At 47.3% G+C, this 24,968-nt stretch carries 30 protein-coding genes and 1 riboswitch; of the genes, 4 read left to right on the forward strand and 26 right to left on the reverse strand.

Going from position 1 to position 24,968, the window contains the following annotated elements:
• Nucleotides 1-11 precede the first annotated feature (11 nt).
• The 5 genes from L3V45_RS15335 to L3V45_RS15355 all read right to left on the reverse strand — a co-directional run bounded on the left by L3V45_RS15335 (nt 12) and on the right by L3V45_RS15355 (nt 5,008).
• Nucleotides 12-866 (reverse strand): PfkB family carbohydrate kinase, encoded by an 855-nt coding sequence (locus L3V45_RS15335; protein WP_015387755.1) that lies wholly within the window; start codon nt 864-866, stop codon nt 12-14.
• 13 nt (nt 867-879) lie between these two features.
• Nucleotides 880-1,764: a carbohydrate ABC transporter permease gene (locus L3V45_RS15340; protein ID WP_003151895.1), complete on the reverse strand. Its 885-nt coding sequence runs from the start codon at nt 1,762-1,764 to the stop codon at nt 880-882.
• Nucleotides 1,765-1,767: 3 nt separating this feature from the next.
• Nucleotides 1,768-2,658: a carbohydrate ABC transporter permease gene (locus L3V45_RS15345; protein WP_372584018.1), complete on the reverse strand. Its 891-nt coding sequence runs from the start codon at nt 2,656-2,658 to the stop codon at nt 1,768-1,770.
• A gap of 24 nt (nt 2,659-2,682) precedes the next feature.
• On the reverse strand, nt 2,683-3,948 hold the full coding sequence (locus tag L3V45_RS15350; RefSeq protein WP_032861971.1) for an ABC transporter substrate-binding protein: 1,266 nt from the start codon (nt 3,946-3,948) through the stop codon (nt 2,683-2,685).
• Nucleotides 3,949-4,021: 73 nt separating this feature from the next.
• Nucleotides 4,022-5,008 carry an SIS domain-containing protein gene (locus L3V45_RS15355; RefSeq protein WP_052586554.1) on the reverse strand — a complete coding sequence of 329 codons (987 nt, stop codon included), beginning with the start codon at nt 5,006-5,008 and terminating at the stop codon, nt 4,022-4,024.
• 196 nt (nt 5,009-5,204) lie between these two features.
• Between L3V45_RS15355 and L3V45_RS15360 the strand changes: the two genes are divergently transcribed.
• Together L3V45_RS15360 and L3V45_RS15365 are read left to right on the forward strand one after the other, a co-directional pair.
• Nucleotides 5,205-6,131, forward strand: a complete 927-nt coding sequence (locus L3V45_RS15360) for a MerR family transcriptional regulator (RefSeq protein ID WP_015387752.1) — start codon at nt 5,205-5,207, stop codon at nt 6,129-6,131.
• 270 nt (nt 6,132-6,401) lie between these two features.
• On the forward strand, nt 6,402-6,674 hold the full coding sequence (locus L3V45_RS15365; RefSeq protein ID WP_007410095.1) for a DUF1648 domain-containing protein: 273 nt from the start codon (nt 6,402-6,404) through the stop codon (nt 6,672-6,674).
• Between the two features lie 38 nt (nt 6,675-6,712).
• Here the strand turns inward: L3V45_RS15365 and L3V45_RS15370 are convergent, their stop codons facing one another.
• The 3 genes from L3V45_RS15370 to L3V45_RS15380 all read right to left on the reverse strand — a co-directional run bounded on the left by L3V45_RS15370 (nt 6,713) and on the right by L3V45_RS15380 (nt 9,008).
• Nucleotides 6,713-7,087 (reverse strand): nucleotide excision repair endonuclease, encoded by a 375-nt coding sequence (locus L3V45_RS15370; RefSeq protein ID WP_234949459.1) that lies wholly within the window; start codon nt 7,085-7,087, stop codon nt 6,713-6,715.
• Between the two features lie 66 nt (nt 7,088-7,153).
• Complete coding sequence (locus tag L3V45_RS15375; protein WP_003151885.1) at nt 7,154-8,269, reverse strand: NAD(P)/FAD-dependent oxidoreductase; 1,116 nt, start codon at nt 8,267-8,269, stop codon at nt 7,154-7,156.
• A 37-nt stretch (nt 8,270-8,306) separates the two neighbouring features.
• On the reverse strand, nt 8,307-9,008 hold the full coding sequence (locus tag L3V45_RS15380) for a class I SAM-dependent methyltransferase (protein WP_032857646.1): 702 nt from the start codon (nt 9,006-9,008) through the stop codon (nt 8,307-8,309).
• Between the two features lie 73 nt (nt 9,009-9,081).
• Here L3V45_RS15380 and L3V45_RS15385 point away from each other — a divergent pair, with 73 nt between their 5' ends.
• Both L3V45_RS15385 and csn read left to right on the forward strand, forming a co-directional pair.
• Entirely contained in the window at nt 9,082-9,546 is a 465-nt protein-coding gene (locus L3V45_RS15385; protein ID WP_234949460.1) for a DUF2691 family protein, read from the forward strand.
• A 136-nt stretch (nt 9,547-9,682) separates the two neighbouring features.
• Nucleotides 9,683-10,519: a chitosanase gene (gene csn / locus L3V45_RS15390; protein ID WP_003151879.1), complete on the forward strand. Its 837-nt coding sequence runs from the start codon at nt 9,683-9,685 to the stop codon at nt 10,517-10,519.
• A 35-nt stretch (nt 10,520-10,554) separates the two neighbouring features.
• Here csn and sufB read toward each other — a convergent pair whose 3' ends face one another.
• The 18 genes from sufB to L3V45_RS15480 form a co-directional block, all read right to left on the reverse strand.
• Nucleotides 10,555-11,952 carry a Fe-S cluster assembly protein SufB gene (gene sufB, locus L3V45_RS15395; RefSeq protein ID WP_003151878.1) on the reverse strand — a complete coding sequence of 466 codons (1,398 nt, stop codon included), beginning with the start codon at nt 11,950-11,952 and terminating at the stop codon, nt 10,555-10,557.
• Between the two features lie 19 nt (nt 11,953-11,971).
• Nucleotides 11,972-12,415 (reverse strand): Fe-S cluster assembly sulfur transfer protein SufU, encoded by a 444-nt coding sequence (gene sufU / locus L3V45_RS15400; protein WP_003151877.1) that lies wholly within the window; start codon nt 12,413-12,415, stop codon nt 11,972-11,974.
• Entirely contained in the window at nt 12,405-13,625 is a 1,221-nt protein-coding gene (gene sufS / locus L3V45_RS15405; RefSeq protein ID WP_007410089.1) for a cysteine desulfurase SufS, read from the reverse strand. Before sufS ends, sufU begins: the two co-directional genes overlap by 11 nt.
• Complete coding sequence (sufD, locus tag L3V45_RS15410; RefSeq protein WP_003151874.1) at nt 13,625-14,938, reverse strand: Fe-S cluster assembly protein SufD; 1,314 nt, start codon at nt 14,936-14,938, stop codon at nt 13,625-13,627. Before sufD ends, sufS begins: the two co-directional genes overlap by 1 nt.
• 17 nt (nt 14,939-14,955) lie before the next feature.
• Nucleotides 14,956-15,741, reverse strand: a complete 786-nt coding sequence (sufC, locus tag L3V45_RS15415) for a Fe-S cluster assembly ATPase SufC (RefSeq protein ID WP_003151872.1) — start codon at nt 15,739-15,741, stop codon at nt 14,956-14,958.
• A gap of 176 nt (nt 15,742-15,917) precedes the next feature.
• Nucleotides 15,918-16,070, reverse strand: coding sequence for a YuzK family famiily protein (locus L3V45_RS15420; protein ID WP_003151857.1), 153 nt, complete (start codon nt 16,068-16,070; stop codon nt 15,918-15,920).
• Between the two features lie 192 nt (nt 16,071-16,262).
• On the reverse strand, nt 16,263-16,640 hold the full coding sequence (locus tag L3V45_RS15425; RefSeq protein WP_031306536.1) for a carboxymuconolactone decarboxylase family protein: 378 nt from the start codon (nt 16,638-16,640) through the stop codon (nt 16,263-16,265).
• Between the two features lie 92 nt (nt 16,641-16,732).
• The gene (gene metQ / locus L3V45_RS15430) at nt 16,733-17,548 is read right to left on the reverse strand and encodes a methionine ABC transporter substrate-binding lipoprotein MetQ (protein WP_003151853.1); all 816 of its coding nucleotides are present in this window, start codon (nt 17,546-17,548) and stop codon (nt 16,733-16,735) included.
• Nucleotides 17,549-17,561: 13 nt separating this feature from the next.
• Nucleotides 17,562-18,230: a methionine ABC transporter permease gene (locus L3V45_RS15435; RefSeq protein WP_003151851.1), complete on the reverse strand. Its 669-nt coding sequence runs from the start codon at nt 18,228-18,230 to the stop codon at nt 17,562-17,564.
• Nucleotides 18,223-19,248, reverse strand: coding sequence for a methionine ABC transporter ATP-binding protein MetN (gene metN / locus L3V45_RS15440; protein WP_003151850.1), 1,026 nt, complete (start codon nt 19,246-19,248; stop codon nt 18,223-18,225). The genes L3V45_RS15435 and metN overlap by 8 nt, the downstream gene beginning before the upstream one ends.
• Before the next feature lie 105 nt (nt 19,249-19,353).
• Nucleotides 19,354-19,460: riboswitch (SAM riboswitch) on the reverse strand.
• A gap of 110 nt (nt 19,461-19,570) precedes the next feature.
• Nucleotides 19,571-19,921, reverse strand: coding sequence for an SCP2 sterol-binding domain-containing protein (locus L3V45_RS15445; RefSeq protein WP_003151848.1), 351 nt, complete (start codon nt 19,919-19,921; stop codon nt 19,571-19,573).
• Nucleotides 19,922-20,017: 96 nt separating this feature from the next.
• Nucleotides 20,018-20,338: a thioredoxin family protein gene (locus tag L3V45_RS15450; RefSeq protein WP_003151847.1), complete on the reverse strand. Its 321-nt coding sequence runs from the start codon at nt 20,336-20,338 to the stop codon at nt 20,018-20,020.
• Between the two features lie 2 nt (nt 20,339-20,340).
• Entirely contained in the window at nt 20,341-20,706 is a 366-nt protein-coding gene (locus tag L3V45_RS15455) for a toprim domain-containing protein (protein ID WP_088037299.1), read from the reverse strand.
• 69 nt (nt 20,707-20,775) lie between these two features.
• The gene (locus L3V45_RS15460; RefSeq protein ID WP_003151845.1) at nt 20,776-21,012 is read right to left on the reverse strand and encodes a YusG family protein; all 237 of its coding nucleotides are present in this window, start codon (nt 21,010-21,012) and stop codon (nt 20,776-20,778) included.
• 54 nt (nt 21,013-21,066) lie between these two features.
• The gene (gene gcvH, locus L3V45_RS15465; RefSeq protein WP_003151844.1) at nt 21,067-21,450 is read right to left on the reverse strand and encodes a glycine cleavage system protein GcvH; all 384 of its coding nucleotides are present in this window, start codon (nt 21,448-21,450) and stop codon (nt 21,067-21,069) included.
• Nucleotides 21,451-21,509: 59 nt separating this feature from the next.
• On the reverse strand, nt 21,510-21,866 hold the full coding sequence (locus tag L3V45_RS15470) for an arsenate reductase family protein (RefSeq protein ID WP_003151843.1): 357 nt from the start codon (nt 21,864-21,866) through the stop codon (nt 21,510-21,512).
• Between the two features lie 113 nt (nt 21,867-21,979).
• On the reverse strand, nt 21,980-23,764 hold the full coding sequence (locus L3V45_RS15475) for an acyl-CoA dehydrogenase family protein (RefSeq protein ID WP_014305769.1): 1,785 nt from the start codon (nt 23,762-23,764) through the stop codon (nt 21,980-21,982).
• Nucleotides 23,765-23,782: 18 nt separating this feature from the next.
• Nucleotides 23,783-24,958: an acetyl-CoA C-acetyltransferase gene (locus tag L3V45_RS15480; protein ID WP_003151841.1), complete on the reverse strand. Its 1,176-nt coding sequence runs from the start codon at nt 24,956-24,958 to the stop codon at nt 23,783-23,785.
• Between the last annotated feature and the right edge of the window lie 10 nt (nt 24,959-24,968).

Here is a 24,968-nt window from a genome sequence, read left to right on the forward strand (position 1 = left end):
CGAGACAATGCTTATCGTATTCTCGTTTTTTCACTGCTTTTCCCGCCGTCCGGCCTGTAGGGATGCCCGTAACCGAACGCTCCGAACCCCCCGCATGTTTTGGCAGCCGTCCCGGCGGCCGCAGTAAGCGCTCGCCGAATATCCTGATGTTCGTAGAAATCGGTAAGAAACCCGGCGATAAAAGAATCACCCGCCCCCAATGTATCTATGATATCAGCTCTTACCACCGGCTGATGATAGACGCGTTCCCCATCCGATAACACCGCGCCATGTTCTCCCCTTGTCAGACAAACGATTTTCGCTCCGAAACCGCGGGCTTTTTCGGCAAGCCGCACACATTCACTTTCACTCAAATCACTCCCGGAAAAAAACGCATACGTCACATACGGACAGACCGCTTCTAAATAGGCTTCGTCACGTTTTACAGAGAAATCAAAGGAAATCGGCACATGGCCGCTCAGCATCGGAAGGTCACGTTCTATCCTGCTGTATACGCTCGTATGCAGCAGATCATGTCCGGCGATAAATGAGATGTCATTCTCCTGAAAAGCGAGCGTCAGACGCGATTGCACGCCGCCTTTATTTGATCCGGCAAATATCCTGTCCCCTCTTTCATCAAGCGTGACGACCGCCATCCCGTTTTCTCCGTATGCCCGGCGGATCAGATCGGCATTCACCTTCTCCAGTTTCAGCACATTCAATACGTGATCCGCCGCTTCATCACTGCCGAGAATCCCGATATAAGAAGTTTCGTGGCCTAAGCGCCGGGCAAGCACGGCTACATTTAACGCATTTCCGCCCGGGTAAAACGTCTCCTGATCCTGATAATAATCTACTACATTATCTCCGGCCGCTATCAGTTTCATCTTTTCATCCCCCTTATCCTTTCACGCTTCCCGCTGCAATGCCGCGGATAAAATATCTCTGCATTAATAAAAACAGCGCGATAATCGGAGCAGCAGAAATCGTCAGCCCGGCCAGCAGCACGCCCCAATCCGTCTGCAGCGCATCTCTGAACTGCATCAGCCCGGCCGGAATCGTACGTAAATTTTCATCATCGATAAAAATAATCGCAAACATAAACTCATTCCATGTATGGTAAGCCGTCAAAATGCCTGATGTCACCAGAATCGGCACGCTCATAGGTAAGAATATTCTGAAAAATATTCCGAAACTTGTACATCCATCCAGATAGGCCGCTTCCTCAAGCTCTTTGGAAATCGACAAAAAATAGGAACGGATCAGAATCACGGTAAACGGAATACGGTAGGCTGCGTACGGAAGAATCAATGCCCAATACGTATTGTACAGTCCCAATGACTGGATAATGGAGTACAGCGGCACAAGACTGACCTGCGGCGTCAGCATCAAGCCGCCAAGACAAATGATCAGCACAAACCCTTTTCCTTTAAATTGAAAACGGGCCAGCCCGTATGCCGCCCAGGCACTCACAAATACGGTGATGAGACAAGTCAGCACGGTCACAATGACGCTGTTCATAAAATAAGCGGAAATCCCTTGGTTCCATGCGGATACGAAGTTTTCGGGATGCCAGACAGAGGGCAGCGACCAGCTGTGCTCAAAAATCTCATCCGAGCTTTTAAAGGCGCTGACCGCCATCCATAACAGCGGATATGCAACGGCAATGAGGTAGATAAAGAGAAACAGCCACACAGACGTTTCCCCGACATACCATTTTCTCGGTTTTCCGCCTGTTCTGACGGCCTGACGGGCATGACGCAAGTCCGTCTTTTCAGGAAGCATCGGCTACTCCTCCTTTCCGGTCTTAAAGAATTTCATCTGAATAAGCGACAGAGCAAGCGTCAGCAAAAGCACCACCGTCGCGATCGCAGAAGCGTAGCCCATCATATCCTTTGTAAAAGCGCTCTTATACAAAAATGTGCTCAGCACTTCTGAAGCATTGCCCGGCCCTCCGCCGGTCAGAATATACGGTTCATTAAATACGGTAAATGCGCCGGTCAGCGTCATCACCACGGCAACAAACGACATTTCTTTCGTCTGCGGCACCGTAATGTGAAAAAACTGCTGGATTTTTCCGGCTCCGTCCAGCTGCGCCGATTCATATAATTCAGCGGGAATGCTCTGAATCGAGACAATGTACAGCATGGCGATGTAACCGACAGACTGCCATTGAGACACAAAAATGACAGACAGCATAGCGGTATTTTCATCGCCCAGCCACGCCCGGGTCAGTTCATCAAGTCCGACCGCTTCCAGCAGCTGATTCAAAAGCCCGATTTCCGGGTTATAAATAAAATCAAACAACAGCGCAATGACGGTCATGGAAATGACGACCGGAAGAAAAAATACCGTACGGAAAAACGGCGACCATTTTCTTACCAATCTGTCTTCCAGCACGGCCGCCAGAATTAACCCGCCGCCAACCTGGCAAATCAGCGATATGACCGCATACAGCACATTGTTGCGGAGTGCTGTAAAAAACACGGGATCGCGGAACAGGTCAATATAATTTTTCAAACCGATAAACGTCTTTTCGGGTTGAAATGAGCTCCATTCAAACAGACTGAAAAACACATTCTCAATAATCGGAATGTAAACGAACAGCAGAAAAACCAGCGCGGGCGCGAGAAACAGATACGGAATGAAACGTTTTCGGCTGACCAAGGAAATCCTCATCTCCTTTCTCCAAAGAAATCTGTTCTATTCAGATGACGCTTTGACCTGACGCGCCGCTTTTTGCACGGAATTCATCACCTCGCGCGGTGTCATTGTGCCGCCGAGCATCTGCTGAACGCCTGCCGCATACACATCGGCGATTTCAACGTCAACATCCATATCAAACCACGGCACCATTGTTTCGGCACGGACGATATCCTGCACGGCTTCGCGCTGGATCGGGGTGGAATTGTTTTCTGTCGCCGTTCCCTGAACCGCGCTGTATTTACCGACGTCTTTTATCAGCTTCTCTCCCATTTTTTTCGAGGTTAAAAACTGAAGAAATTCCATGGCTTCTTTCGGGTGCTTCGTTTTTGAGGAAATCATAAATCCTTCGGGAGATCCAGTCAGTGCACGGGGAGATCCCTTTTCGCCGCTGATTTTCGGGAAAGGAAACAAGCCCAGATTGACCGGTTCGACGAGCTTAATTTCTGCCGTTTCCGCATAAATCATCGCCGCTTTGCCGCTCGTAAACTGCTGGCGCACGTATTCGTGATCAACGGAGTTCACGTGCTTTGTAAAGTACGGCAGAAGTTCCTGAAGCTTTTCAAGCGCTTTGACATAGCCTTCGTCCGTAAACTCCCCGGTTTCCGGGCTGTAATCCTTCGCCCGCGTTTTTTCATCCACCATACGCTGGTTCAGCGTCCCGATATAATGAGAAATGGTCCAAGGCGCTTTTGTGCCGAAACTGATCGGAATATATCCGTTCTCTTTCAATTTCTCACAGACTGTGATCAGTTCATCCCATGTCGCCGGGGGCTTCAAATGTAATGTATTAAAAATGTCTTTATTATAAAAGAATGATTTAGCGTCCATTTGCCACGGAACACCGTACTGTTTTCCGTCATGCGTAAAGGGTTTGATTTGTGACTGCACAAGCTGTGAGGACCAATCTTTATCCTGCTGATAGTAAGACGACAGATCGAGGGCTTTATCTCCTTTGATGAATTTATAAGCAAACCGGTCGCTCCATGAAAAGAAAATATCAGGGGGGCTCGTTGTTCCGAGCATGACTTTCACCTTGTCTTTATAAGAATCGTTTAAGACCGCTTCCGTTTGGATATGAATATCCGGATGAGCGGCTTCAAAATCTTTGACCGCTTCTTCAAAATAGCTTTTTTCCGGCTCCTTCGGCCACCTGTGAAAAAACTTCAGGGTCACTTTTCCGTCAGAGGAACTGCTTTGGCTTGAACAGGCGGCGGCTGACAGACATACAGCTAACAGAACGAACAGGCAGATGAGCTTTTTCAGATGCTTTTCCTCCTTTGTCACCGGACTATAACGTTATATATCATTATAGTCCGGTGAAATATAATGCGCGTTCTTAATATTCGACTTTCCACATGTAACGCCGCTGGCTTAACGGATGGTTCCTTGCTTCCGCCAGCGCATCCGCATAGCTTCTGAGCACCCGGTTTAATACGAGAGGAGCCAGGTAGCCTTTTACAGAATCGTCAATTCCGGAAAAATCATATGCTGCCGCATCAAGCACAGTCAGTTTTTTGCCGTATCTTTTTGAGAAGGAAAGCGCCCGCTCTTCAAGGGGTCTTGTTTCGTCTAAGCCGAGCAGGATAATAAATGGAACGGATTCATCAATGATTTCGAACGGTCCGTGAAAATATTCTCCGGCATGAATGGCGTGAGAATGAATCCATTGCATTTCCATGAGAATGCAGATGCTGTAGGAGTAAGCGACGCCGTAGTTCGCACCGCTTGCCATCGTGTAAATGATATCTTCTTTTTCGTGGGCTTTCGCGAATGCCTTTGCGTGATCCGCTTCTTGTTTAAGCGCTTTGTCATATACGGTCTGGAGCTTATTGAGTCCGTCGATCGCCTGCTCAAACGCGGGATGGTTTTCCAGCACGTGTAAAGCGCCGAACACGATTTGATACAGAACCCCGTAATTCGTATTTATCGCCTGTGCGTTCTCACCCCAGTCATACACCGCGACATATTCGGCTTCTTTCGCTAACGGCGAACCAGGCTCAAAGGTCATTGCAATCGTAAGCGCGCCTTTTTTTCTGGCGAAACCGGCGGCTTTCACCGTTTCCGGCGTATTGCCTGACTGAGAACATAAAATCACCAGAGAGTTCTCTCCGAGCTGAATGGGATTGCGCTGAATAAATTCATTTGAACTGTAGAGATCAGAGCTGATGGCTTTCGCCTCTCTGTCAAACACGTACTTGCTCGGATACATAATGGCTGAAGAACCCCCGCAAGCGACGAAAAAGACGTGGTCAATCGTTTTTCCTTTCAGATCATCCAAGAAAGCCTGAACCTTGTGATTCACTTGTGCGGCAGTTTGACTCAAATCCTTCACTCCTCAGTGTTTTATTATATAATGTTATATAACATTATATAACGTTATATTAATCGCAACAAAGGTGCGTTGTCAATCATATTTTCTGAAATTTCTAAAATATAGAATAAACCCGTCTAATTTCCCGCCCTTTCTTGACCTGACCCTTAGAGACACGTTTAGAATGAAAAGCAGGGAGTGATTCAGAATGAATATAAAAGAAGCCGCCAGGCAGACGGGTCTCACGAAAAAAGCCATCAAATATTATGAGCAGGAAGGTTTAATCACCGTCAGCAAAAACCCTGATAACGGATACCGTGAGTATTCCGCTCAGAACGTGAATACGCTGAAAATGATTGCCGCCCTCCGAATGCTGGCACTGTCTGTAAGCGATATTAAAGCGTTCCTCTTAGAGGGCAGCAGTCTGCATGATATACTGCGCCAGCAGCATCAAAAGCTCAGCCGGCAGATTGAAGAGCTTGAGCAGGAACGGAAACTGACTGAAATGCTGATCAAGCGCGTGGAAGATGCGGAAAATGTCGATTCAATTCTGCATGATATCGGCGAGGTCAAAATAGATGAACCGAAGTATATGGGACTTCAGCTGAAAAAACTGTTCCCGGGAGATTTCGGAGAATTTATCGCCGCGCTGTTTGAACCGTTCCTCGACTTTTCTATTGATACAGATGAGAAAAAAACGATATGGGCAAAGCTTATTAAAGTATTGGATGATATGGAAGAAGTTCCGGCTGCACACCCGATGATGCAGCTGGTCGGCAAGGAGGACCCAGCTCAGCTCCAGCAGCACAAAGTCCAGCATGACCAATTTATCGAGCGGATTTTGGAGAGAGACCCCGCCACTTGGGACACTCATAAAAACATCATCATTCAGCTTGTGAAAAGAGTGGAGACAGATGAAGAGTACAGAGAAAGCCTGATCAAGATCGGAGAATCCGCTTCTGATCTGCCCGCGCTGAAGGAAGGATCGCCTTTCAGCAATCTACTTCAAAAGCTCAGCCCGAAATATGACACGTATGTGCGACTTCAGCTTGAACTGAAAAAAGAAGCCGACGAGGAACTCGGCTTTGATTCAGAAGCATATTTAAAACAGATGCTTCAATCAAAAAAACGCTAAGGTTCGTCTCCTTAGCGTTTTCTTTCTTCATCCTCAGTGCTGTGCGTTAATGCGGTCAACGACATTAGCGATGAGCTGCTCTTTTCCTAAATCGGAATCTTCGTCAACGCTTGCTACTGTCAAAATGATGGCCGCTACCGCAAGAGCGATCGTCTCAATGGCGGCCGCCGCGTTTAAAAATACCTATACAGCACACAGCCATCAAATAAATACTGAAAAATGAACTTTTTCACACTAAAATACTATTATATGTAAAAAGGGAGTGTTCATATGTTTTTGATGAATGATAAGGTGCTGTGGGGAGCTGTGGTTCTCGCCTTTATTCTGTCGATTGTGTTTTATCCGTTTCTTCCTGCTGATATGGCCATTCACTATGACGTGTCGAACCGTCCGAATACATCAATCAATAAAACGGCCGGCGTCCTGATTTTTCCTGTGCTCATGATGATCTGCATGTTATTCAGAAAAAAGGTCGTTCAGCTGTTCCTCGTCGTTTACTGTCTGCTGATCGTGCATATTGCAGTGATGTGGCTGGCACTGTAAACATAAAGAAAACCGGAGCCCTTAAGCTCCGGTTTTTCTTATTTATAAAATACTTTCTCAATGTTGTATTTCGACTGCAGGGTATTGATCGCGTACGTTTCGTAAATCTCCCTTTCCATCGGATCATGGACGACACATACTTCAATTTTATACACTTCGTCCCTGTGATGTTTAACAGGCGACACATTGTCTTCAAAATGCTTTTTGATTCTTTGTCTTAATTTACGGGCTTTCCCGACAAACAGCAGTTCATCATGAATGTTATAAAACATAAAGATGCCGCCTTTGTCTCTCGGAATTCGGTGAAAATCAATGAAACCGTAAATCGCTTTAATCGCCGGTTCATTTTCCGACGGTGACTGCTGCCGTTCCGTAATCGTTACATCAGGAGCAGGAAGGTTTATTTTTATCAAAATGGGTCACGTCCTCTTATTCATTAAAGCTCCATCCTATCATAAGAATGCGCCAAAAGCTATTTTTTATTCAAGCGCCCCGGCCGGATCATAAAGGCTCAAATCAATTTCCGTCTGCTGGCCGAGTGCGAGTTTCGCCAGTTCCGCCCCCAGATACGGCCCGCTCGTCAGCCCTGAGGCGCCCAGCCCGTTGGCAACGAGGAGTCCGCTGATATTCGGCACTTTGCCGATGACGGGAAGAAAACCGGGAGTAAACGGCCTGAAACCGACTCTTGTCTCTATCACAGTACTGTCTGAAAGCCCCGGCGCCACAGTTAATGCTTTGTCAAAAATCTCGCGGAGGCCGCCGGCCGTCACCCGCAAATCCATGCCGGTATCGTTTTCATGAGTCGCGCCCGCTATGATTCTGCCGCTGTCAAAGGCGAGAATGTATTGATCGTTTGGGGGCATGACGACGGGCCAGCCGCCCGTATCCTCTCCCTGAAGCTCTAAATGAACGATCTGTGCCTTTTGGTATGATACTGAAAAACGGATGCCGAGCGGTTCAAGCAGCTCTCTCGCCCAAGCGCCGGCCGTTACGAGAACCTGGCCGGCAGTAAGCGTGCGTTCTGCGGTTTTCACACCGATAACGGCACCGTCCTCTGTCAATATTGACGCTTCTTCATTGTAAACAGCCGCGCCGTGATTAACGGCCGCGTTTAACAGCGCCTTACGAAGCGCCCTCCCGTTCACCCGGGCCGCGCCGCTGACATGAACCGCCCCGTATTCCTCCGACAGCGCGGGGAACAGCGCCTTCGTTTCTGCCGGAGTCAGTCTTGTAATGTCACCGATTTCAGGAGCGTCCTCTCTTCTTTTATAAGCTCTTTCCTCCATTTGGCTGAGCTTTTTTTCATCCGTATGGAGACTGACGGCACCGACCTTTTGATAGCCGGTGTCCGTTTCTCCGTCAGCTTCAAGCTGCTGTATCAATTGGTTATAATAGCGGGCTCCGCCTTTTGCGATCGCATACCATGCCTGGTTGCGGCGCTGCGACAGCCACGGGCAGACGATCCCTGCCGCGGCGTCAGTCGCCTGCCCCGGGTGTTTCCTGTCAAAGACCGTTACATCCGCACCGGCCTTTGCGAGATGATAAGCCGCGGACGCACCGAGAATGCCGGCTCCGATAATCATATAAGACTTCATGTGTAACACCTTTTCTATCTGTTTTGTCTTATTTATTTTAACAAATAGAGCGCCCGGTTCCTACCGGAGTCCTGACGGCAATGATAAGTTTCGAAAACGGAAACGTATAATAAAAGGAATACGTTCTTGTCTGAAAGCCGTTTTCCTCAAGAATTGCTCTGTATTGTGATGTATTTTTTATATCTGACACGGCCAATGTGCCGCCAGGCTTCAGCACCCTCACCATTTCCGTGATCGCCCGTTCCCTCTCTTTTCTGCCTGAAATGTTGTGTACGGTAAAATGTGAAATGACAAGGTCAAACGTTTTATCAGGAAACGGCATGGCTTGCGCGAGTCCGTCATACAAATCAATTTCCGGCGCTCCTTCTGCCCGTCTGTTCTTTTCAAATGCGTCTCTCCCGTTTCCGCCCAGATCCCAGCCTGACCATTTGTCAATCGCTGAGACGTCAGCGCCTTTTTGAGCCGCGGCGATGGCTAGCAGCCCCCGTCCCGTCCCAATATCAAGCACCTTCATGTCCGGCTTTAAACCGGAAAGCGCAAGAATGCGATGGCGGTGTGAAAGTTTAATGGCCGTTGAATACAAGAGCATCCAAAGACCGAGCAATAAAAACAAGGTGCCCGTCAGCCAGCCCCAGTAAGGAGGAATCATACCGCATAACGTGGCTGCAGCATAAAGGAGCGCAAGAAAGATAAATCCAAACGCTCCATAAGGCGCATCAATTCCGTATCGTGTTGTCATACTGTCAAGTCCTTTCAATATTTATCCAACTATTATACCATAATACTCAAAAGCCGAAAGGAGATACGACCATGTGAAACGCGGCATTACATTTAACATCCCAAATCAATTCGGACGGTTTGCGGCAGATATATTACAACCGTTCCCCATCTCTTCCTATACGTGGTTTATCGGTGATGGAGAGGCGTATACTGAATTCAAAGAAGACACCGATACAGACCTGTTTACGCAAAATCAGCGCATCATTCAGGGTCAAGAACTCCGTCATCGTCTGAAAGGAAACCCTTATTATATGATTTTTGCTGAATTGAAAGCTTTCCCGAGCGGGATGGTAACGGAAATCAATACGTATGAGGAATATTTGGATAGTTCCTGTAAACTTGTGCTTCTCATCGCAGATTGCTCGTATGTAACGTTATATTGCAAAGATCCGGACATGCTCGAAGCCCTTTTTCAGCAGGCTGTACAATGCGGGTTTCACCGCGTTGACTATGTTACAGATGAGAATGATGCGAGAACGGGATTGTCTGTCTGGTGAAGGTGGTGCGTTCTTTTTATGAAGCGCCGGATAGGGCTTAGGATTCAAAATATTGACAAATTCGTGTGTTTTCAACAAAAAAATCACTCCCTCATGTATACTGAGTCCGTAACTTACATATGAAAGGGGTATGGCAATGAAAATCAGTTTGAAGAAAAAAGCAGGTTTTTGGAAGAAGACGGCGGTTTCATCTCTTATTTTCACCATGTTTTTCACCCTGATGATGAGCGGTACGGTTTTTGCGGCCGGGCTGAATAAGGATCAGAAGCGCCGGGCGGAACAGCTGACCAGCATTTTTGAAAACGGAAAGACGGAAATCCAATATGGATATGTTGAAGCGTTGGATGACGGAAGAGGTTACACTTGCGGGCGGGCCGGCTTTACGACGGCTACCGGAGATGCGCTGGAAGTAGTCGAAGTATATACGAAAGCGGTGCCGAATAACAAATTGAAAAAGTATTTGCCTGAATTGCGCCGTCTTGCGAAAGACGAAAGCGATGACATCAGCAATCTGAAAGGATTCGCTTCTGCCTGGCGCTCACTTGGCAATGATAAAGCCTTCCGCGCTGCCCAGGATAAGGTAAACGACAGCTTGTATTATCAGCCGGCGATGAAACGTTCAGAAAATGCCGGACTGAAAACGGCCTTGGCCAAAGCGGTGATGTACGATACGGTGATTCAGCATGGTGACGGTGATGATCCAGACTCCTTTTATGCCCTGATTAAACGCACGAACAAAAAAATGGGCGGGTCACCGAAAGACGGAACGGACGAGAAGAAATGGCTCAATAAATTCTTGGATGTACGCTATGACGATCTGATGAATCCGTCAGATGAGGACACCCAGGATGAATGGAGAGAATCGGTTGCCCGTGTCGACGTTTTCCGCGATATTGTCAAAGAGAAGAACTACAATTTAAACGGGCCGATTCATGTCCGGTCAAGCGAATACGGAAATTTCACTATTCAATAAACAAAAAAACCCCGCCATATGGCGGGGTTTTACTATTAACCGATGGAGCCTTCCATTTCGAACTTAATCAAACGGTTCATTTCAACTGCGTATTCCATCGGAAGTTCTTTTGTGAATGGCTCGATGAAGCCCATAACGATCATTTCTGTTGCTTCTTCTTCAGAAATACCGCGGCTCATCAAGTAGAAAAGCTGTTCTTCAGAAACTTTTGATACTTTCGCTTCGTGCTCCAATGAAATGTTGTCGTTCAGGATTTCATTGTAAGGGATTGTATCAGAAGTTGATTTATTATCCATAATGAGCGTATCACACTCGATGTTTGAACGGGCGCCGTCCGCTTTTCGTCCGAAGTGGACGATACCGCGGTATGTTACTTTTCCGCCTTGTTTAGAAATCGATTTTGATACAATTGTGGATGACGTATTCGGTGCAAGGTGAATCATTTTCGCACCTGCGTCCTGATGCTGTCCTTTGCCCGCAAGAGCGATAGAAAGCGTCATGCCGCGCGCGCCTTCACCTTTCAGAATGACAGCCGGATATTTCATCGTTAATTTAGAACCGATGTTTCCGTCAACCCATTCCATCGTCGCGTTTTCTTCACAAACCGTACGTTTCGTTACTAAGTTGTAAACGTTGTTCGCCCAGTTTTGAATTGTTGTATAACGGCAGTAGCCGCCTTTTTTGACGATGATTTCAACAACCGCGCTGTGAAGCGAGTTTGTTGTGTACACAGGAGCCGTACAGCCCTCTACGTAATGAACGCTTGCTTCTTCGTCAACGATGATCAGCGTACGTTCGAACTGACCCATGTTTTCAGAGTTGATGCGGAAGTAAGCTTGAAGCGGTGTTTCAACCTTCACGCCTTTAGGCACGTAGATGAAAGATCCGCCGGACCAAACAGCTGAGTTCAGCGCCGCAAACTTGTTATCAGTCGGCGGAATGACTTTCGCCCAGTGCTCGCGGAAAATGTCTTCATTTTCTTTCAGCGCGCTGTCTGTGTCTTTGAAGACAATGCCTTGCGCTTCAAGATCTTCTTTCATATTGTGGTACACAACTTCGGATTCGTACTGTGCAGAAACACCGGCAAGGTATTTTTGCTCAGCTTCAGGAATACCGAGTTTGTCAAATGTCTGTTTAATTTCCTCAGGCACTTCATCCCAAGAACGCTCTGAACGCTCAGACGGCTTTACGTAATACGTAATTTCGTCAAAGTTTAAAGAGTTTAAATCCCCGCCCCACTGCGGCATCGGCATGTTGTAGAAATGCTCAAGAGATTTCAGGCGGAAATCAAGCATCCATTGAGGCTCTTCTTTCATGCGTGAAATTTCTTCTACGATTTCTTTTGTCAATCCGCGCTCTGAACGGAAAATGGAAACGTCCTTATCGTGAAAACCGTACTTGTATTCACCAATTTCAGGCATTTTTTTAGCCATCCATTTTCACTCCAATCTTTTAATTGCCGCCTTTTTCGCCAGCGACTCCTTTTTCAAGTGCTTTCCATGAAAGGGTGGCACATTTAATCCGAGCCGGGAATTTCGAAACGCCTTGAAGGGCTTCAATATCCCCGAGATCTATTGAGTCGTCATACTCTTTCCCTTGCATCATGTCTGAGAAAATCTTAGACATGGAAAGGGCGGTATCAATATCTTTTCCTTTAATCGCCTGCGTCATCATGGAAGCTGAAGCCATGGAGATGGAACAGCCTTCCCCTTCAAACTTCGCTTCCTGAACGGTATCGCCGTCAAGCTTCATTGTCAGTCGGATCCGGTCGCCGCAAGTCGGGTTGTTCATATCGACGACGATGCTGTCATCCAAAACCCCTTTGTTGCGCGGATTTTTGTAATGATCCATGATCACTTGTCTGTATAATGTATCTAAATTTGCATTAAAAGACATTTGTAAAGTACTCCTTTGTCTTTTGGAGGGCTTCCGCGAGCTTATCGATCTCTTCCTCTGTATTATACAGATAAAAACTCGCTCTCGCAGTAGCAGATACATCCAGCCATTTCATGAGCGGCTGGGCGCAATGATGGCCGGCTCTGACCGCAATGCCCTCAGCATCGAGGACAGTCGCGACATCATGAGGGTGAACCTCATCAAGATTAAATGTCACAAGTCCCGCCCGCTCTTTCGGACCGTATACCGTCACGCCGTCCAGCTGCTCGAAACGGTCAAGCGCATAGGCTGCAAGCTTATGCTCATGCCGGGAAATCTCGTCGAGTCCGATCTCTTCAAGAAAATCAATCGCGGCTCCCAATCCGATCGCGCCTGCGATAATCGGCGTGCCTGCTTCAAATTTCCACGGAAGCTCTTTCCAAGTTGATTCATAAAGCCCTACAAAGTCGATCATTTCGCCGCCAAATTCGGCCGGTTCCATATTCTCAAGCAGTTCTTTCTTGCCGTACAGCACGCCGATTCCCGTCGGGCCGCACATTTTATGGGAAGAAAGCGCGAAGAAGTCGCAATCCAGGTCCTGAACGTCAATTTTCATGTGCGGTGTGCTCTGCGCCCCGTCCACCACGATGACAGCGCCATTGTCATGAGCGATTTTGGCGATCTCTTTAATCGGGTTGATCGTGCCGAGCACGTTTGACACATGAGCGACTGCCACGATCTTCGTATGGCTTGTGACAGTCTGCCGGACGTCGTCCAGCGAAAGCGTGCCGTCTTCCTGCATCGGGATATATTTTAAAGTCGCGCCGGTTGCTTTTACTGCCTGCTGCCACGGAATGATATTCGCATGATGCTCCATTTGGGTGATGACCACTTCATCACCGGGTTTTAAGCTGGCGCGGGCATAGCTCAGCGCCACCATATTCAGTGAAGTTGTCGTGCCTTTTGTGAAAATGACCTCAGCCATTGACTTCGCATTGATAAACTTACGGACTTTTTCACGCGCACCTTCATAGCCGTCTGTCGCTCTCGTGCCAAGAGTATGAACGCCTCTGTGAACATTGGAATTGTATTTGCTGTAATACTGATCCACTGCTTCAATGACAGCACGCGGCTTCTGGGAAGTCGCCGCGCTGTCAAGGTACACGAGGTCATGTCCGTTCACTTGCTGATGAAGGATCGGGAACTGTTCACGAATATCGGTGATATTCATTATTTTACTTTCCTTTCGATGACGGAGACGAGCTGTTTCTTAACTCCTTCAATCGGAAGCTCTTTTACCACCGGAGCAAGGAATCCGTAAATGACTAAGCGCTCCGCTTCTTCTTTCGGAATTCCGCGGCTCATTAAGTAGTAAAGCTGGATCGGATCCACACGGCCGACAGATGCCGCATGTCCTGCAGTTACATCGTCTTCATCAATTAAGAGAATCGGGTTTGCATCTCCGCGTGCTTTTTCACTCAGCATCAGGACGCGGGATTCCTGTTCAGCGTTTGCTTTAGACGCGCCGTGCTCGATTTTGCCGATTCCGTTAAAGATGGAAGATGCGGCATCTTTCATGACTCCGTGCTTCAGGATATAGCCTTCAGAAGCCTTACCGAAGTGGATGATCTGCGTCGTAAAGTTTTCCGTCTGTTCTCCTCTTCCGACAACTACGGTTTTCGTATCGCCGTATGTGCCGTCTCCGTAGAGGTTTGTCGTGTTTTCAGAAATCGTGTCGCCGTCGTTCATCAGTCCGAGCGCCCACTCGATTTTGCTGTCTCGTCCGCGCGCGGCTCCGCGGCGGTTGACGTATGTTGTGACACCTGCTGACAGGTTGTCAACGGCGCCGTACGTCACGCTGGCATTATCACCTGTGACCACTTCACTGATAATGTTGAATACCGCTTCTTTCGGATTCACCGTGCTGATGTAGTTCTCAACGTAAGTGACGGAGCTGTGGTCTTCAGCGACGATCAGCACGTGGTTGAACAATGCCGTGTCATTGCTTTCATGAACGTAAACGGCCTGAACAGGCGTCTCCACCTGAACGTTTTTAGGAACATAAAGGAATGCCCCGCCGTTCATTAATGCCGCATGAAGCGCAGTCAGTTTATGCTCGTCGACCTTTACGCCGTCTTTCATGAAGTATTTCTCAACGAGGTCGCTGTGCTCACGGGCAGCCGTTAAGATGTCCGTGAAAATAACGCCTTTGTCTTTCAGTTCTTTTGAAAGAGAAAGGAAAGCAGGCGTTTGATCACGCTGCACATATAACGTTTTGTCTTCGTTTTCGATATCGATCAGCGCTTTTGCTTCATCAGCTAAATCTTCTAAAGAAGCAAGCGGCGCGTTTTCTACTGTATGCTTGTTGAACTTTGTAAAGTTCCAATTTGTGATTTTTGTTTTATCAGGCTTAGGCAGCGGCAGATCTTCAGCTTTTTCAAGAGCCTGTAAGCGCAGGTTTTTCAGCCAGGCAGGTTCTTGATGCTTTTCGGAAAAGCCTTTGACATATTCCTGATCTACGGATAGTTTCGTTTCCAATGTCATGATTATCCCCCTAACGCTTACGCTTCTTGGCCTACAGTTTCGTCTTCAATGCCTAGTTCCTGTTTAATCCAGTCATAACCTTCCGCTTCAAGGCGCTGTGCAAGCTCCGCGCCGCCGGATTTCACTACGCGTCCCTGCATCATAACGTGAACGACATCAGGCGTGATGTAGTTCAGAAGGCGCTGGTAGTGAGTGATCATTAAGCAGCCGAAGTTTTCGCTGCGCATTTTGTTGATTCCTTTAGAAACGACTTTAAGCGCATCGATATCAAGACCTGAATCGATCTCGTCAAGAATGGCGATTTTCGGCTCGATCATCATAAGCTGAAGGATTTCGTTGCGTTTTTTCTCCCCGCCTGAGAAACCTTCGTTCAGGTAACGCTGCGCCATTTCAGGGTCCATTTCAAGGAACTCCATGTTTTCATCCATTTTGCGGATGAATTTCATAAGAGAAATTTCATCGCCTTCTTCACGGCGTGCGTTAATCGCAGAGCGAAGGAAATCGGCATTTGTCACACCGCTGATTTCGCTTGGGTACTGCATCGCAAGGAAAAGACCCGCCTGAGCGCGCTCGTCCACTTCCATTTCCAGTACATCTTTGCCGTCAAGCGTGATGCTGCCTTTTGTAACTTCGTATTTCGGGTGTCCCATAATCGCTGCTGAGAGCGTGGATTTACCGGTACCGTTCGGCCCCATGACAGCGTGGAATTCGCCGCCTTTTATTTCAAGGTTTACACCTTTTAAGATCTCTTTTCCTTCGATTTCAACGTGAAGATCCTTGATCGTTAATGTTGAAGCAGCCATATCTATACCTCCAAAATATATAATCATTATTCTCAATTTATTCTCATTCTAATTTTATAACAAATGAAAAGTAAATACAACTTTTTATATTACCCGGAACATTCCTAAAGTTTATCAAAGATCAAGGCGTAATTAAAGCTGTTTGAAACAGAAAAAGGGCGGAAATCCACCCTTTTTTACTGACCGATTTTCTCATTAAGCTGCGCTGCGAGGAACTTGCTTTTTTGATATTCAAGCTCCCTCTGCCGTTCGACTTCCATCCTTTTTGAAAGACGCCGTCCGTATTCCTCGTAGCCGATGCCGTGTGACTTCTGCATCGCTTTTTCCATTTCAGGCGTATAGTCAAGGTCCAGTCTCTCTTGGCTGGTGCAGATAATGAATCAATCCCTTCATATATTTGTTTCTATTGTAACAATGATCCGCTGCTCCGGCCAAAGAGGGTGTGCCCCTGAATCCTTTCGAATGTGCCGGAAACCGGCGCTCGCTTTATCTGAAAAACGGTATTCACACGATTGCTCATTCTAATGCGTCGTATGTCCGAATTCCTGAATGCACTGCTGCACGAGGGTCACTCCCTGACTGAGAGCCGCGCCGCCCCCGAATGCCGCCGCGACGCTGATGACCTCAAGGATGTTTTCTTCTGTGGCCCCTTGGTCAAGGCAGCCCTTCGTATGATAAATCATGCAAAATTCATCTTGAGCGCTGATGCTGATGCCCAGAGCGATTAATTGTTTCTCTTTTTCAGTTAATGAATCCGCTGAGAAACACTGCTCAGTAAATTCATTAAACTTCCGCCCCATCATGGGCATTTTTTGCTCGAATATGCCTAAACCTTCTTTATATTGTTTCAATGCGTCATGCACGCTTTTTCCGTTATCCTGGTATTGAGCCACTGCCATTCCCTCCAATCGTTAACCTTCCTTTTTATTATGGACAGTTCTCCGATTAATACCCGAAAAAAACCCCGGATGATTCATCCGGGGTTTTCGCTTTATTCAGATACGGGAAGCACGGCTCCGTCGTATTTTTTCTCAATAAAGTCTTTGATTTTCTTAGAGTGAAGCACTTCCATAAGCGCTTTGATTTTCTCTGATTTTTCGTCACCTTTGCGTACGGCGATGATGTTTGCGTACGGGTTGTTTTTCGTTGATTCCACTTGAATCGCATCTTTTAACGGATTCAGTTTGTTTTGAATCGCATAGTTGACGTTAATGAAGACTGCATCGCCTTCTTCTTCATTATATGCTTTCGCCGTTAATTCAGGGGCGATTTTTTTGAATGTCAGGTTTTTCGGGTTTTTCGTAATGTTTTTCGTAGTCGCTTCAATCGTTTTTACCTTCGGATCAAGTGTGATCAGTCCGGCTTTTTCAAGCATCGCCAGCATACGGCCTTGTTCAGCGACATTGTTAGTCATGATGATGGTCGCGCCTTTAGGCAGGTCTTTCAGTGATTTGTATTTTTTCGTGTAAACTCCGAACGGCTCAAGGTGAACGGCTCCGGCATTCACGAGTTTGTAATCTTTATTTTCTTTCATTTCCTGTTCAAGGTAAGGAACGTGCTGGAAGTAGTTCGCATCCACTTCATTATCAGCTAACGCTTTGTTGTACATTTTGTAATCGTTCAGCACTTTTACTTTTAATGTGTAGCCTTTTTCCTTCAAGAGCGGTTCCGCTTCTTTTAAGATTTCAGCATGCGGTGTTTTTGTCGCGGCGACAACGATTTCCTTTTTATTCGAGCCGTTTGATCCGCAGGCGGCTAAAACTCCCGCGAACACAAGCAGCAGCGCACTTAATACAATCTTTTTCAATGTAAATCCTCCCTTATCTTTTGTCTATTATATTTGTAATTACATCACCGATAATCTGAATGATAAAGACGATGATGAGTATAAATACTGTCGCTACAAACGTTACATCCGTATTATTGGACTGGTAGCCTTCTACATATGCAAGGTTTCCGAGTCCGCCTGAACCGATGGCGCCGGCAATGGCGGTAGATCCGATCAGGGCGATGGCCGTCACGGTGATGCCTGAAATTAACGCAGGCATTGATTCAGGAATCAGCACTTTGAAGATAATCGTCGATGTCTTTGCTCCCATTGATCTGGCAGCTTCGATGACTCCTTTATCGACTTCCCGGAGCGCAATTTCCGCAAGACGGGCGTAAAACGGCGCGGAGCCGATAATCAGCGCCGGCAATGCGGCATTCGGTCCTAAAATCGATCCGACCAGAATCTTAGTAAAGCCGAGAAGCAGAATAATTAAAATAAGAAACGGAATAGACCTGAAAATATTAACGACCGCCGCAATCACGGTGTTAATGATTTTATTTTCCCATAAGCTTCCCTTGCCCGTTAAAAAGAGCAGAAGACCGAGAATCGCTCCGATGATAAATGAAAAAACTAAAGCGATGACCGTCATATAAAGGGTCTCATATGTGGCCGTCCACAGCTCGGTTATATCAACGTTCGGGAACCATTTTTCAAACATTTGTGATCACCTCTGCTTCTACCTGTTTGTCTTTGATGAACCGGATCACGTTTTCTACTTCTTTTTCCTGACCGTCAATATGAATGAATAATGAACCGTAAGCTCCGTCCTTCGTCTGTGAAATTTTCCCCTGCAGAATATTGACGTCCACATCAAAGTTTCGGATCATTTCCGTAATGAGGGGCTGCTCGGCGGCCTGCCCGACAAATGAAAGCTGAATCGTTTTCCCTGTCGCTGTTTCCTGCAGAAAATGCTGGATGGTTTCTTTCGTCTCCTCCGGTTCTGTCACCTGCTGAACGAAACGCTTGGTCATCGGTTCGCGCGGGTTTCTGAAAACTTGGAGTACTTCGCCTTCTTCAACGACTTTCCCGTTTTCCATGACGGCGACTCTGTTGCAGATTTTTCGGATGACGTGCATTTCATGGGTAATGAGCACGATCGTCAGACCGAGTCTGTCATTTATATCGGATAAAAGATCCAAAATTGAATCGGTCGTCTGCGGATCGAGCGCTGATGTCGCTTCATCGCACAGAAGGACTTTCGGATTATTAGCGAGCGCCCGGGCGATGCCGACACGCTGCTTTTGACCGCCGCTCAGCTGCGACGGATAAGATTTTTCTTTCCCCTCTAATCCGACCAGTTTAATCAATTCATCAGCGCGGCGGACCCGTTCGCTTTTTTTTACGCCGGCGATTTCCAGCGGGAACATAATGTTCTCCCGGACGGTGCGCGACCACAAAAGGTTAAAATGCTGGAAGATCATGCTGATTTCCTGGCGCGCTTTTCTCAGTCCGCGGCTGCTTACTTTATTTAATTCCGTCCCCGCGACTTCCACGGTTCCCGACGTCGGCTTTTCAAGGCCGTTCAGGAGACGGATTAGGGAACTTTTACCAGCTCCGCTATATCCTATAATTCCAAATATTTCGCCCTTTTTGATATCAAGAGTGACATCTTGGACAGCATTGACATCCCCATGCTTCGCTTTGTAAATTTTTGAAACATTTTGAAGATGGATCAAAGCAATCACCCGCCTTACACTATTCTAAGAAATCTTCCGGGTTTCTCCGCAAAAGAAAAGCCTTTCTGCAAAAATGAGCAGAAAGGCTTATTGAAAAAGGCCTTTCTCTCATCTTTCAAAGCAGACCGCTTCGAGTGAATTGGCACCATTTCAACATTGTTGATGGTTGCCGGGCTTCATAGGGCACTTCCCTCCACCTCTCTTGATAAGAGAAAACATATCGTATTTTCGTCCGGAAATTCTTACTGTAGAATAGCACGGCGAATGATAAAAAGTCAATAAAATAAATATTGGAAGCTATTGTCACATAGGAGATTGGCAGTTACGGCCGTTTACTGATCGCCTGAAAAAATCCGTTTGTCAGCCAGAGGATGGCCTCCAGCTTCAGCAGGGCTCTGAATGATCCTTTCACTTTGAGTTTTCCGCTTTGGATAAGCTTTTGCAAAGAGACATCACCATGCAGGAGATGGATGATTTCCGTCTGGTTTCCGTAAAAGGTCAAATTAGATTTCTCCTTTGAAGCCGACGTTTTTCTCATTTCTCCCTGTCCGTTAATTGAGACCGTTAAGGCTTCTGTTTCTCCTTGGAATGTAATCAGCAGCGTTGAGGCGTTTAATAGCGGTTTCAAAAACAGATGCTGTCCGTCATTCTCTGAAACTTCTATTTTCTCCACTCGTATAACCTCCCGTTTTAATGGCCATACATACACTTTCTCTTTTTAACGGACAGAACCCTTTATAAACCGCACGACATTTTCCTGTAAATATTGTCACATCGGGAACGTTTGCGATGTTTTTTGTTTAATCAGCTCATATAAATAGGAAACGGAGCGGAAGGCGTATCCTTTCTCAACAAGCTCTCCGCCTTTAAACAGCAAAAAGCACGGAACGCTTTCAATCTGATAGGCTTTGGCGAATGCGGGGGAATAATTCACGTTGTTTTTATAGAAGGCGGCGCCGGGCAGCATTTCTTCGACGACAGTAAGCATTTTGGACGCCAGCTGGCATGTGCCGCAAAACGGGGTGTACAAATACAGGAGATAAACGTCATCCTGAATCGATTCGAGTTCATTTTCTTGGAGTTCTTTCATGATTACCACCTCAGGTCGTTCTTTTTCAAAAATACAGTGTCAGCATCAAAGCCGGCTCTGATCAGCACAGATGCGAGATGATGGCCCGGGCACGACTCGACTTGCCTGTATGTTCTGTCTATATAAATATGGCGCGCTTCGGGAAGCTCCCGTTTCAGCTGTTTTCTTAATTTTTCTCCGGAGTCATCTGCGTCCGTTAAAATATAGACGTCTCTGTCAAACAGGCGGTCCGCCAACTCTTCCAGTTCGGTTTGGCCGATCGTCCCGTTTGTACAGACGATTTCCGCGGGTTCGATGAGCACTTCCCCGACTTTGATTTTATCAGATTTTCCTTCTACGATAATGACCTTTTCATCTCCGTTGTACATAAGCGCGTCACCTGCCGATTGTTTTAGCGTCAGATTGAAAAAGAAGGCAGTGAAATTCACCGCCAACTGTTAACACCAGCCATTCTCATAATCGCAATCGACATATTTCGGATCGCTGCCGTTTATGACATCGGCTGTTTTATAAAATTTTTGATTTTCAAATGAAAAGCCCTGTTTGAGCTCGTACTGGTCCATGCCTGTCATCTCGCCGATGGCTTCATTTTCATGAAACAAGGAAAACCGGCCGTTTTGAAAGCGGCCCGTGACGTTCTCCGTCACATCGACCTTTTGTTTATCAAAAGCCATTTTAGACACCTCCCGTTACAGATAGAGTGTCCAAATGGCCCCTTTGCTATCCGATCAGTCTTCCTGTGTCATTTCGTCATATTGCTCAGAAGTCATGAGGTTTTCGATTTCTTCAGCATCAGCCGGTTCAACGACGATCATCCACGCTTTTTCATACGGAGACTCGTTTACGAATTCAGGACTGTCATCAAGGTCTTCGTTCACTTCCGTCACCGTTCCGTTAATCGGTGCGTACAGTTCGGATACGGTTTTGACGGATTCCACGCTGCCGAATGGCTCGTCCGCTTTAATTTCGGCGCCGACTTCCGGAAGCTCGACAAATACGATGTCGCCAAGTTCGGCTTGCGCGAAATGTGTAATCCCGATACGGGCTTTTCCGTCCTCAACTTTGACCCATTCGTGCTCTTTGGAATAACGCATATCTTTCGGTGTGCTCATCTAAATCCCTCCATTTTTTTCTTATAATAAGAAGATACCATAATTCTTTGAACCTGGCATTACATCCAATATTTTTCGAATTGGTCTTCTTTAAAGCCGACAGTGACTTTTTCGCCGTCTGTCGTAATCGGGCGTTTCAGGAGCATACCGTCTGATGCCAGAAGTTCGAGCTGTTCATCCTCTGACATATGGTACAGTTTTTCCTTTAAGTTCAGCTCGCGGTATTTCATTCCGCTCGTGTTGAAAAACTTTTTGAGCTCAAGACCGCTCTTTTCATAGAGGTCTTTAATTTCTTCTTTCGACGGAGTTTCCTCCGCGATATGTATTTCGTTTATTTCCTTACCGCGGTCTTCCAGCCATTTTTTCGCATTACGGCACGTTCCGCATTTAGGGTACCAGTAAAAATTTAACGACATCTTCTTCACCCCTTGTAAATGATCGTCGTTATTTTAACACAATCACTTGTAAAAACCTATAACGTTGCTTCATGAAAAAGCGCCCCTGATGAAGGAGCGCTTTCAGCATGTGATCAGACTGTATATTTTTCTTCACGGAAGACGGCTGCTGCCGCTTCACGTTTTTTCTGAATGAGGTTTTTCGGCGTCAGGCGCGTCAGTTTGCGCAGCACGGAAAGCATCATGCGGAGGGAATCTCCTTCCTCCATGGCGATCAGTGATTCTTTGGCGTGCGCTTCAATGTTCTGAAGGGCTTCCTGGGCAAAGATTTCCGTATATAACAGCTTCTGCGCGGCTTTTTCGGCACCGTCCGCCGCAATTGCTTTTTCCGTTCTGAGGACGGCAGATTCCAAAGCATACAGCGCGCTGACAATATCGGCAATGTTCACCATGATTTCCTGCTCGCCTTCAATCTCTTTGCCGTATTTCTGCGCCGCGAGACCCGCTGTCAAGAGGGCGATCTTTTTCGCCTGTCTGACAATGTATTTTTCCTGTTCAAGAGGTTCTGAGCCCGGCTCTTCAGGCATCAGCATCATGAGTTCTTCTTGGAGCGCTTTTGCTTTTTCAAAGAGCGGCAGCTGACCTTTTACGGCTTTTTTCAGAAACGTGCTCGTTACGATCAGGCGGTTGATTTCATTTGTGCCTTCAAAAATCCTGTTGATTCTTGAGTCGCGATAGGCGCGCTCCACTTCATATTCCTGCATAAATCCGTAACCGCCGTGAATTTGAACCCCTTCGTCGGCAATGTAATCAAGCGTTTCAGAACCGCACATTTTGTTGAGCGAGCATTCAATCGCGTACTCGGCGATGGACTTTGCGACTTCGCGTCCGTCTTTTTGCTCCTCTTCCGTCAGTCTGCTCATATTATCTTCGAATAAGCCCACTGTTCTGTATACAGAGCTCTCCATGGCGTAAAGCCGCGCTGACATCGTCGCAAGCTTTTCCTGAGTGAGCGTGAAGCTTGAGATCGGCGTTTTAAATTGCCGGCGCTGGTTTGCATAAGCGGCAGACAGCTCAATCACCCGTTTTGAAGCGCCGATTGTACCGACGGCAAGCTTGTAGCGCCCGATATTCAGGATATTAAAGGCGATGACATGGCCTTTTCCGATTTCGCCGAGAAGATTTTCTTTCGGGACTTCCGCCTGATCTAAAATCAGCGTTCTTGTCGATGAACCCTTAATCCCCATTTTTTTCTCTTCCGGTCCCGTTGATACGCCCGGATAGTTCTTTTCTACGATAAATGCGGAAAACTTATCTCCGTCCACTTTAGCGTAGACGACAAAGACATCTGCAAAGGCGGAGTTTGTAATCCATTGCTTTTCTCCGTTAAGAATATAGTGTGTGCCCGCTTCATTCAAAACAGCCGTCGTTTTCGCGCCGAGGGCATCTGAACCTGAGCCGGGCTCAGTTAAGGCGTATGCCGCGATTCTTTGTCCTGAAGCCAAGTCCGGCAAATAGGTTTTTTTCTGTTCTTCCGTTCCGAAGAACACGATCGGCAATGAACCGATCCCGACGTGAGCGCCGTAAGATAGCGAAAAGCTGCCGGCACGTGAAAACTTTTCCGTGATGAAGGCTGAACTGATTTTATCCAGGCCGATACCGCCGTACTCTTCAGGCACGTCTGCTCCGAGGAGGCCGAGATCTCCGGCTTTTCTCAGCAGTCTGACCGAATGCTCAAACTGATGGTTTTCAATTTCATCGATATAAGGAAGCACATCGTTGACGACATAGTCTTCTGTCGTTTTGCCGATCATTTTATGTTCGTCTGTAAAGTCCTCCGGAGTGAATATTTGATCATATCCCGTCTCTTCAATCAGAAAGCTGCCGCCTTTTTTGACGTTGACCGTTTCCTGTTTCATGTTCATTTCCCCCTTTTTTTAAATGAGTTCAAATACGCCGGCAGCGCCCATGCCGCCTCCGATGCACATCGTCACAACGCCGAATTGCTCGTTTCTCCGTTTCATTTCATGAATGAGTGACAGGGTCAGCTTCGTCCCCGTGCAGCCGAGCGGATGTCCGAGCGCGATGGCGCCTCCGTTGACGTTCACCTTTTCTTCATCTATCCCGAGCGATCTGATGACTTGAATGGCCTGTGAAGCAAAGGCCTCATTCAATTCAAAAAGCCCGATATCCTGTAATTCGAGTCCGGCAAGCTTGAGCGCCCGCGGAATGGCTTCAATCGGACCGATCCCCATTACCTCAGGCGGAACGCCGCCTACGGCAAAGGAACGGAATTTGACAAGCGGGGCCAATCCGAGCGACGATGCTTTTTCGCGATCCATCAGCATGACAGCCGCCGCGCCGTCACTTGTTTGTGAAGAGTTCCCGGCCGTCACGGTTCCCGTTTTTGAAAAAGCCGGGCGGAGCTTCGCCAAGACGTCAGCCGACGTGCCGGGACGAACGCCTTCATCCTGAGAAAAGGTAAATTGTTTTTTCCGCGGCTTATGGTCATCACCGACTTCTGTCAGCGATACTTCAACCGGCACGATTTCGTCATTGAATTTCCCTTCCTTAAGGGCTTTTGCGGCATTCTGATGGCTGCGGACTGCAAATGCATCCTGGTCTTCTCTGGATACTCCGTACGTTTCGGCGACCTGCTCCGCCGTATGCCCCATGCTCATGTAATACTCAGGCGCATGCTCCGCCAAAGCGATATTCGGCCGTGTCACATGCCCCATCATCGGAACTTGCGACATGGATTCCGCACCGCCCGCAATGACGGTATCACCCGCGCCGATCATAATTTTTTCAGCACCGTAAGCGATGGATTGGAGCCCGGAAGAGCAGTAGCGGTTCACCGTAATGGCCGGCACCGTATGAGGAAGCCCCGCCAGCGCACCGATATTCCGAGCCATATTTAATCCTTGTTCGGCTTCAGGTGTTGCACATCCGATAATTAAGTCATCGATATTTCCTTCATAGCCGCCTGCCCGTTTCAGCGTTTCTTTTACACAAAGCGCGCCTAAATCATCAGGACGAACGGCTGCAAGCGATCCTTTTTTCGCTTTACCGACCGGGGTTCTCGCACCGGCCACAATGACTGCTTCTCTCATAAACACCCTC

Source organism: Bacillus sp. R45 (assembly GCF_021729365.1).
In the GTDB taxonomy this organism is placed as follows: domain Bacteria; phylum Bacillota; class Bacilli; order Bacillales; family Bacillaceae; genus Bacillus; species Bacillus velezensis.

Coding starts and splice junctions, on each gene's coding strand:
- L3V45_RS15335 (WP_015387755.1), bottom strand. CDS start 866: ATGAAACTGATAGCGGCCGGAGATAATGTAGTAGATTATTATCAGGAT.
- L3V45_RS15340 (WP_003151895.1), bottom strand. CDS start 1,764: ATGCTTCCTGAAAAGACGGACTTGCGTCATGCCCGTCAGGCCGTCAGA.
- L3V45_RS15345 (WP_372584018.1), bottom strand. CDS start 2,658: ATGAGGATTTCCTTGGTCAGCCGAAAACGTTTCATTCCGTATCTGTTT.
- L3V45_RS15360 (WP_015387752.1), top strand. CDS start 5,205: ATGAATATAAAAGAAGCCGCCAGGCAGACGGGTCTCACGAAAAAAGCC.
- L3V45_RS15365 (WP_007410095.1), top strand. CDS start 6,402: ATGTTTTTGATGAATGATAAGGTGCTGTGGGGAGCTGTGGTTCTCGCC.
- L3V45_RS15375 (WP_003151885.1), bottom strand. CDS start 8,269: ATGAAGTCTTATATGATTATCGGAGCCGGCATTCTCGGTGCGTCCGCG.
- L3V45_RS15380 (WP_032857646.1), bottom strand. CDS start 9,008: ATGACAACACGATACGGAATTGATGCGCCTTATGGAGCGTTTGGATTT.
- csn (WP_003151879.1), top strand. CDS start 9,683: ATGAAAATCAGTTTGAAGAAAAAAGCAGGTTTTTGGAAGAAGACGGCG.
- sufB (WP_003151878.1), bottom strand. CDS start 11,952: ATGGCTAAAAAAATGCCTGAAATTGGTGAATACAAGTACGGTTTTCAC.
- sufU (WP_003151877.1), bottom strand. CDS start 12,415: ATGTCTTTTAATGCAAATTTAGATACATTATACAGACAAGTGATCATG.
- sufS (WP_007410089.1), bottom strand. CDS start 13,625: ATGAATATCACCGATATTCGTGAACAGTTCCCGATCCTTCATCAGCAA.
- sufD (WP_003151874.1), bottom strand. CDS start 14,938: ATGACATTGGAAACGAAACTATCCGTAGATCAGGAATATGTCAAAGGC.
- sufC (WP_003151872.1), bottom strand. CDS start 15,741: ATGGCTGCTTCAACATTAACGATCAAGGATCTTCACGTTGAAATCGAA.
- L3V45_RS15420 (WP_003151857.1), bottom strand. CDS start 16,070: ATGGAAAAAGCGATGCAGAAGTCACACGGCATCGGCTACGAGGAATAC.
- L3V45_RS15425 (WP_031306536.1), bottom strand. CDS start 16,640: ATGGCAGTGGCTCAATACCAGGATAACGGAAAAAGCGTGCATGACGCA.
- L3V45_RS15435 (WP_003151851.1), bottom strand. CDS start 18,230: ATGTTTGAAAAATGGTTCCCGAACGTTGATATAACCGAGCTGTGGACG.
- L3V45_RS15450 (WP_003151847.1), bottom strand. CDS start 20,338: ATGAAAGAACTCCAAGAAAATGAACTCGAATCGATTCAGGATGACGTT.
- L3V45_RS15455 (WP_088037299.1), bottom strand. CDS start 20,706: ATGTACAACGGAGATGAAAAGGTCATTATCGTAGAAGGAAAATCTGAT.
- L3V45_RS15460 (WP_003151845.1), bottom strand. CDS start 21,012: ATGGCTTTTGATAAACAAAAGGTCGATGTGACGGAGAACGTCACGGGC.
- gcvH (WP_003151844.1), bottom strand. CDS start 21,450: ATGAGCACACCGAAAGATATGCGTTATTCCAAAGAGCACGAATGGGTC.
- L3V45_RS15470 (WP_003151843.1), bottom strand. CDS start 21,866: ATGTCGTTAAATTTTTACTGGTACCCTAAATGCGGAACGTGCCGTAAT.
- L3V45_RS15475 (WP_014305769.1), bottom strand. CDS start 23,764: ATGAAACAGGAAACGGTCAACGTCAAAAAAGGCGGCAGCTTTCTGATT.
- L3V45_RS15480 (WP_003151841.1), bottom strand. CDS start 24,958: ATGAGAGAAGCAGTCATTGTGGCCGGTGCGAGAACCCCGGTCGGTAAA.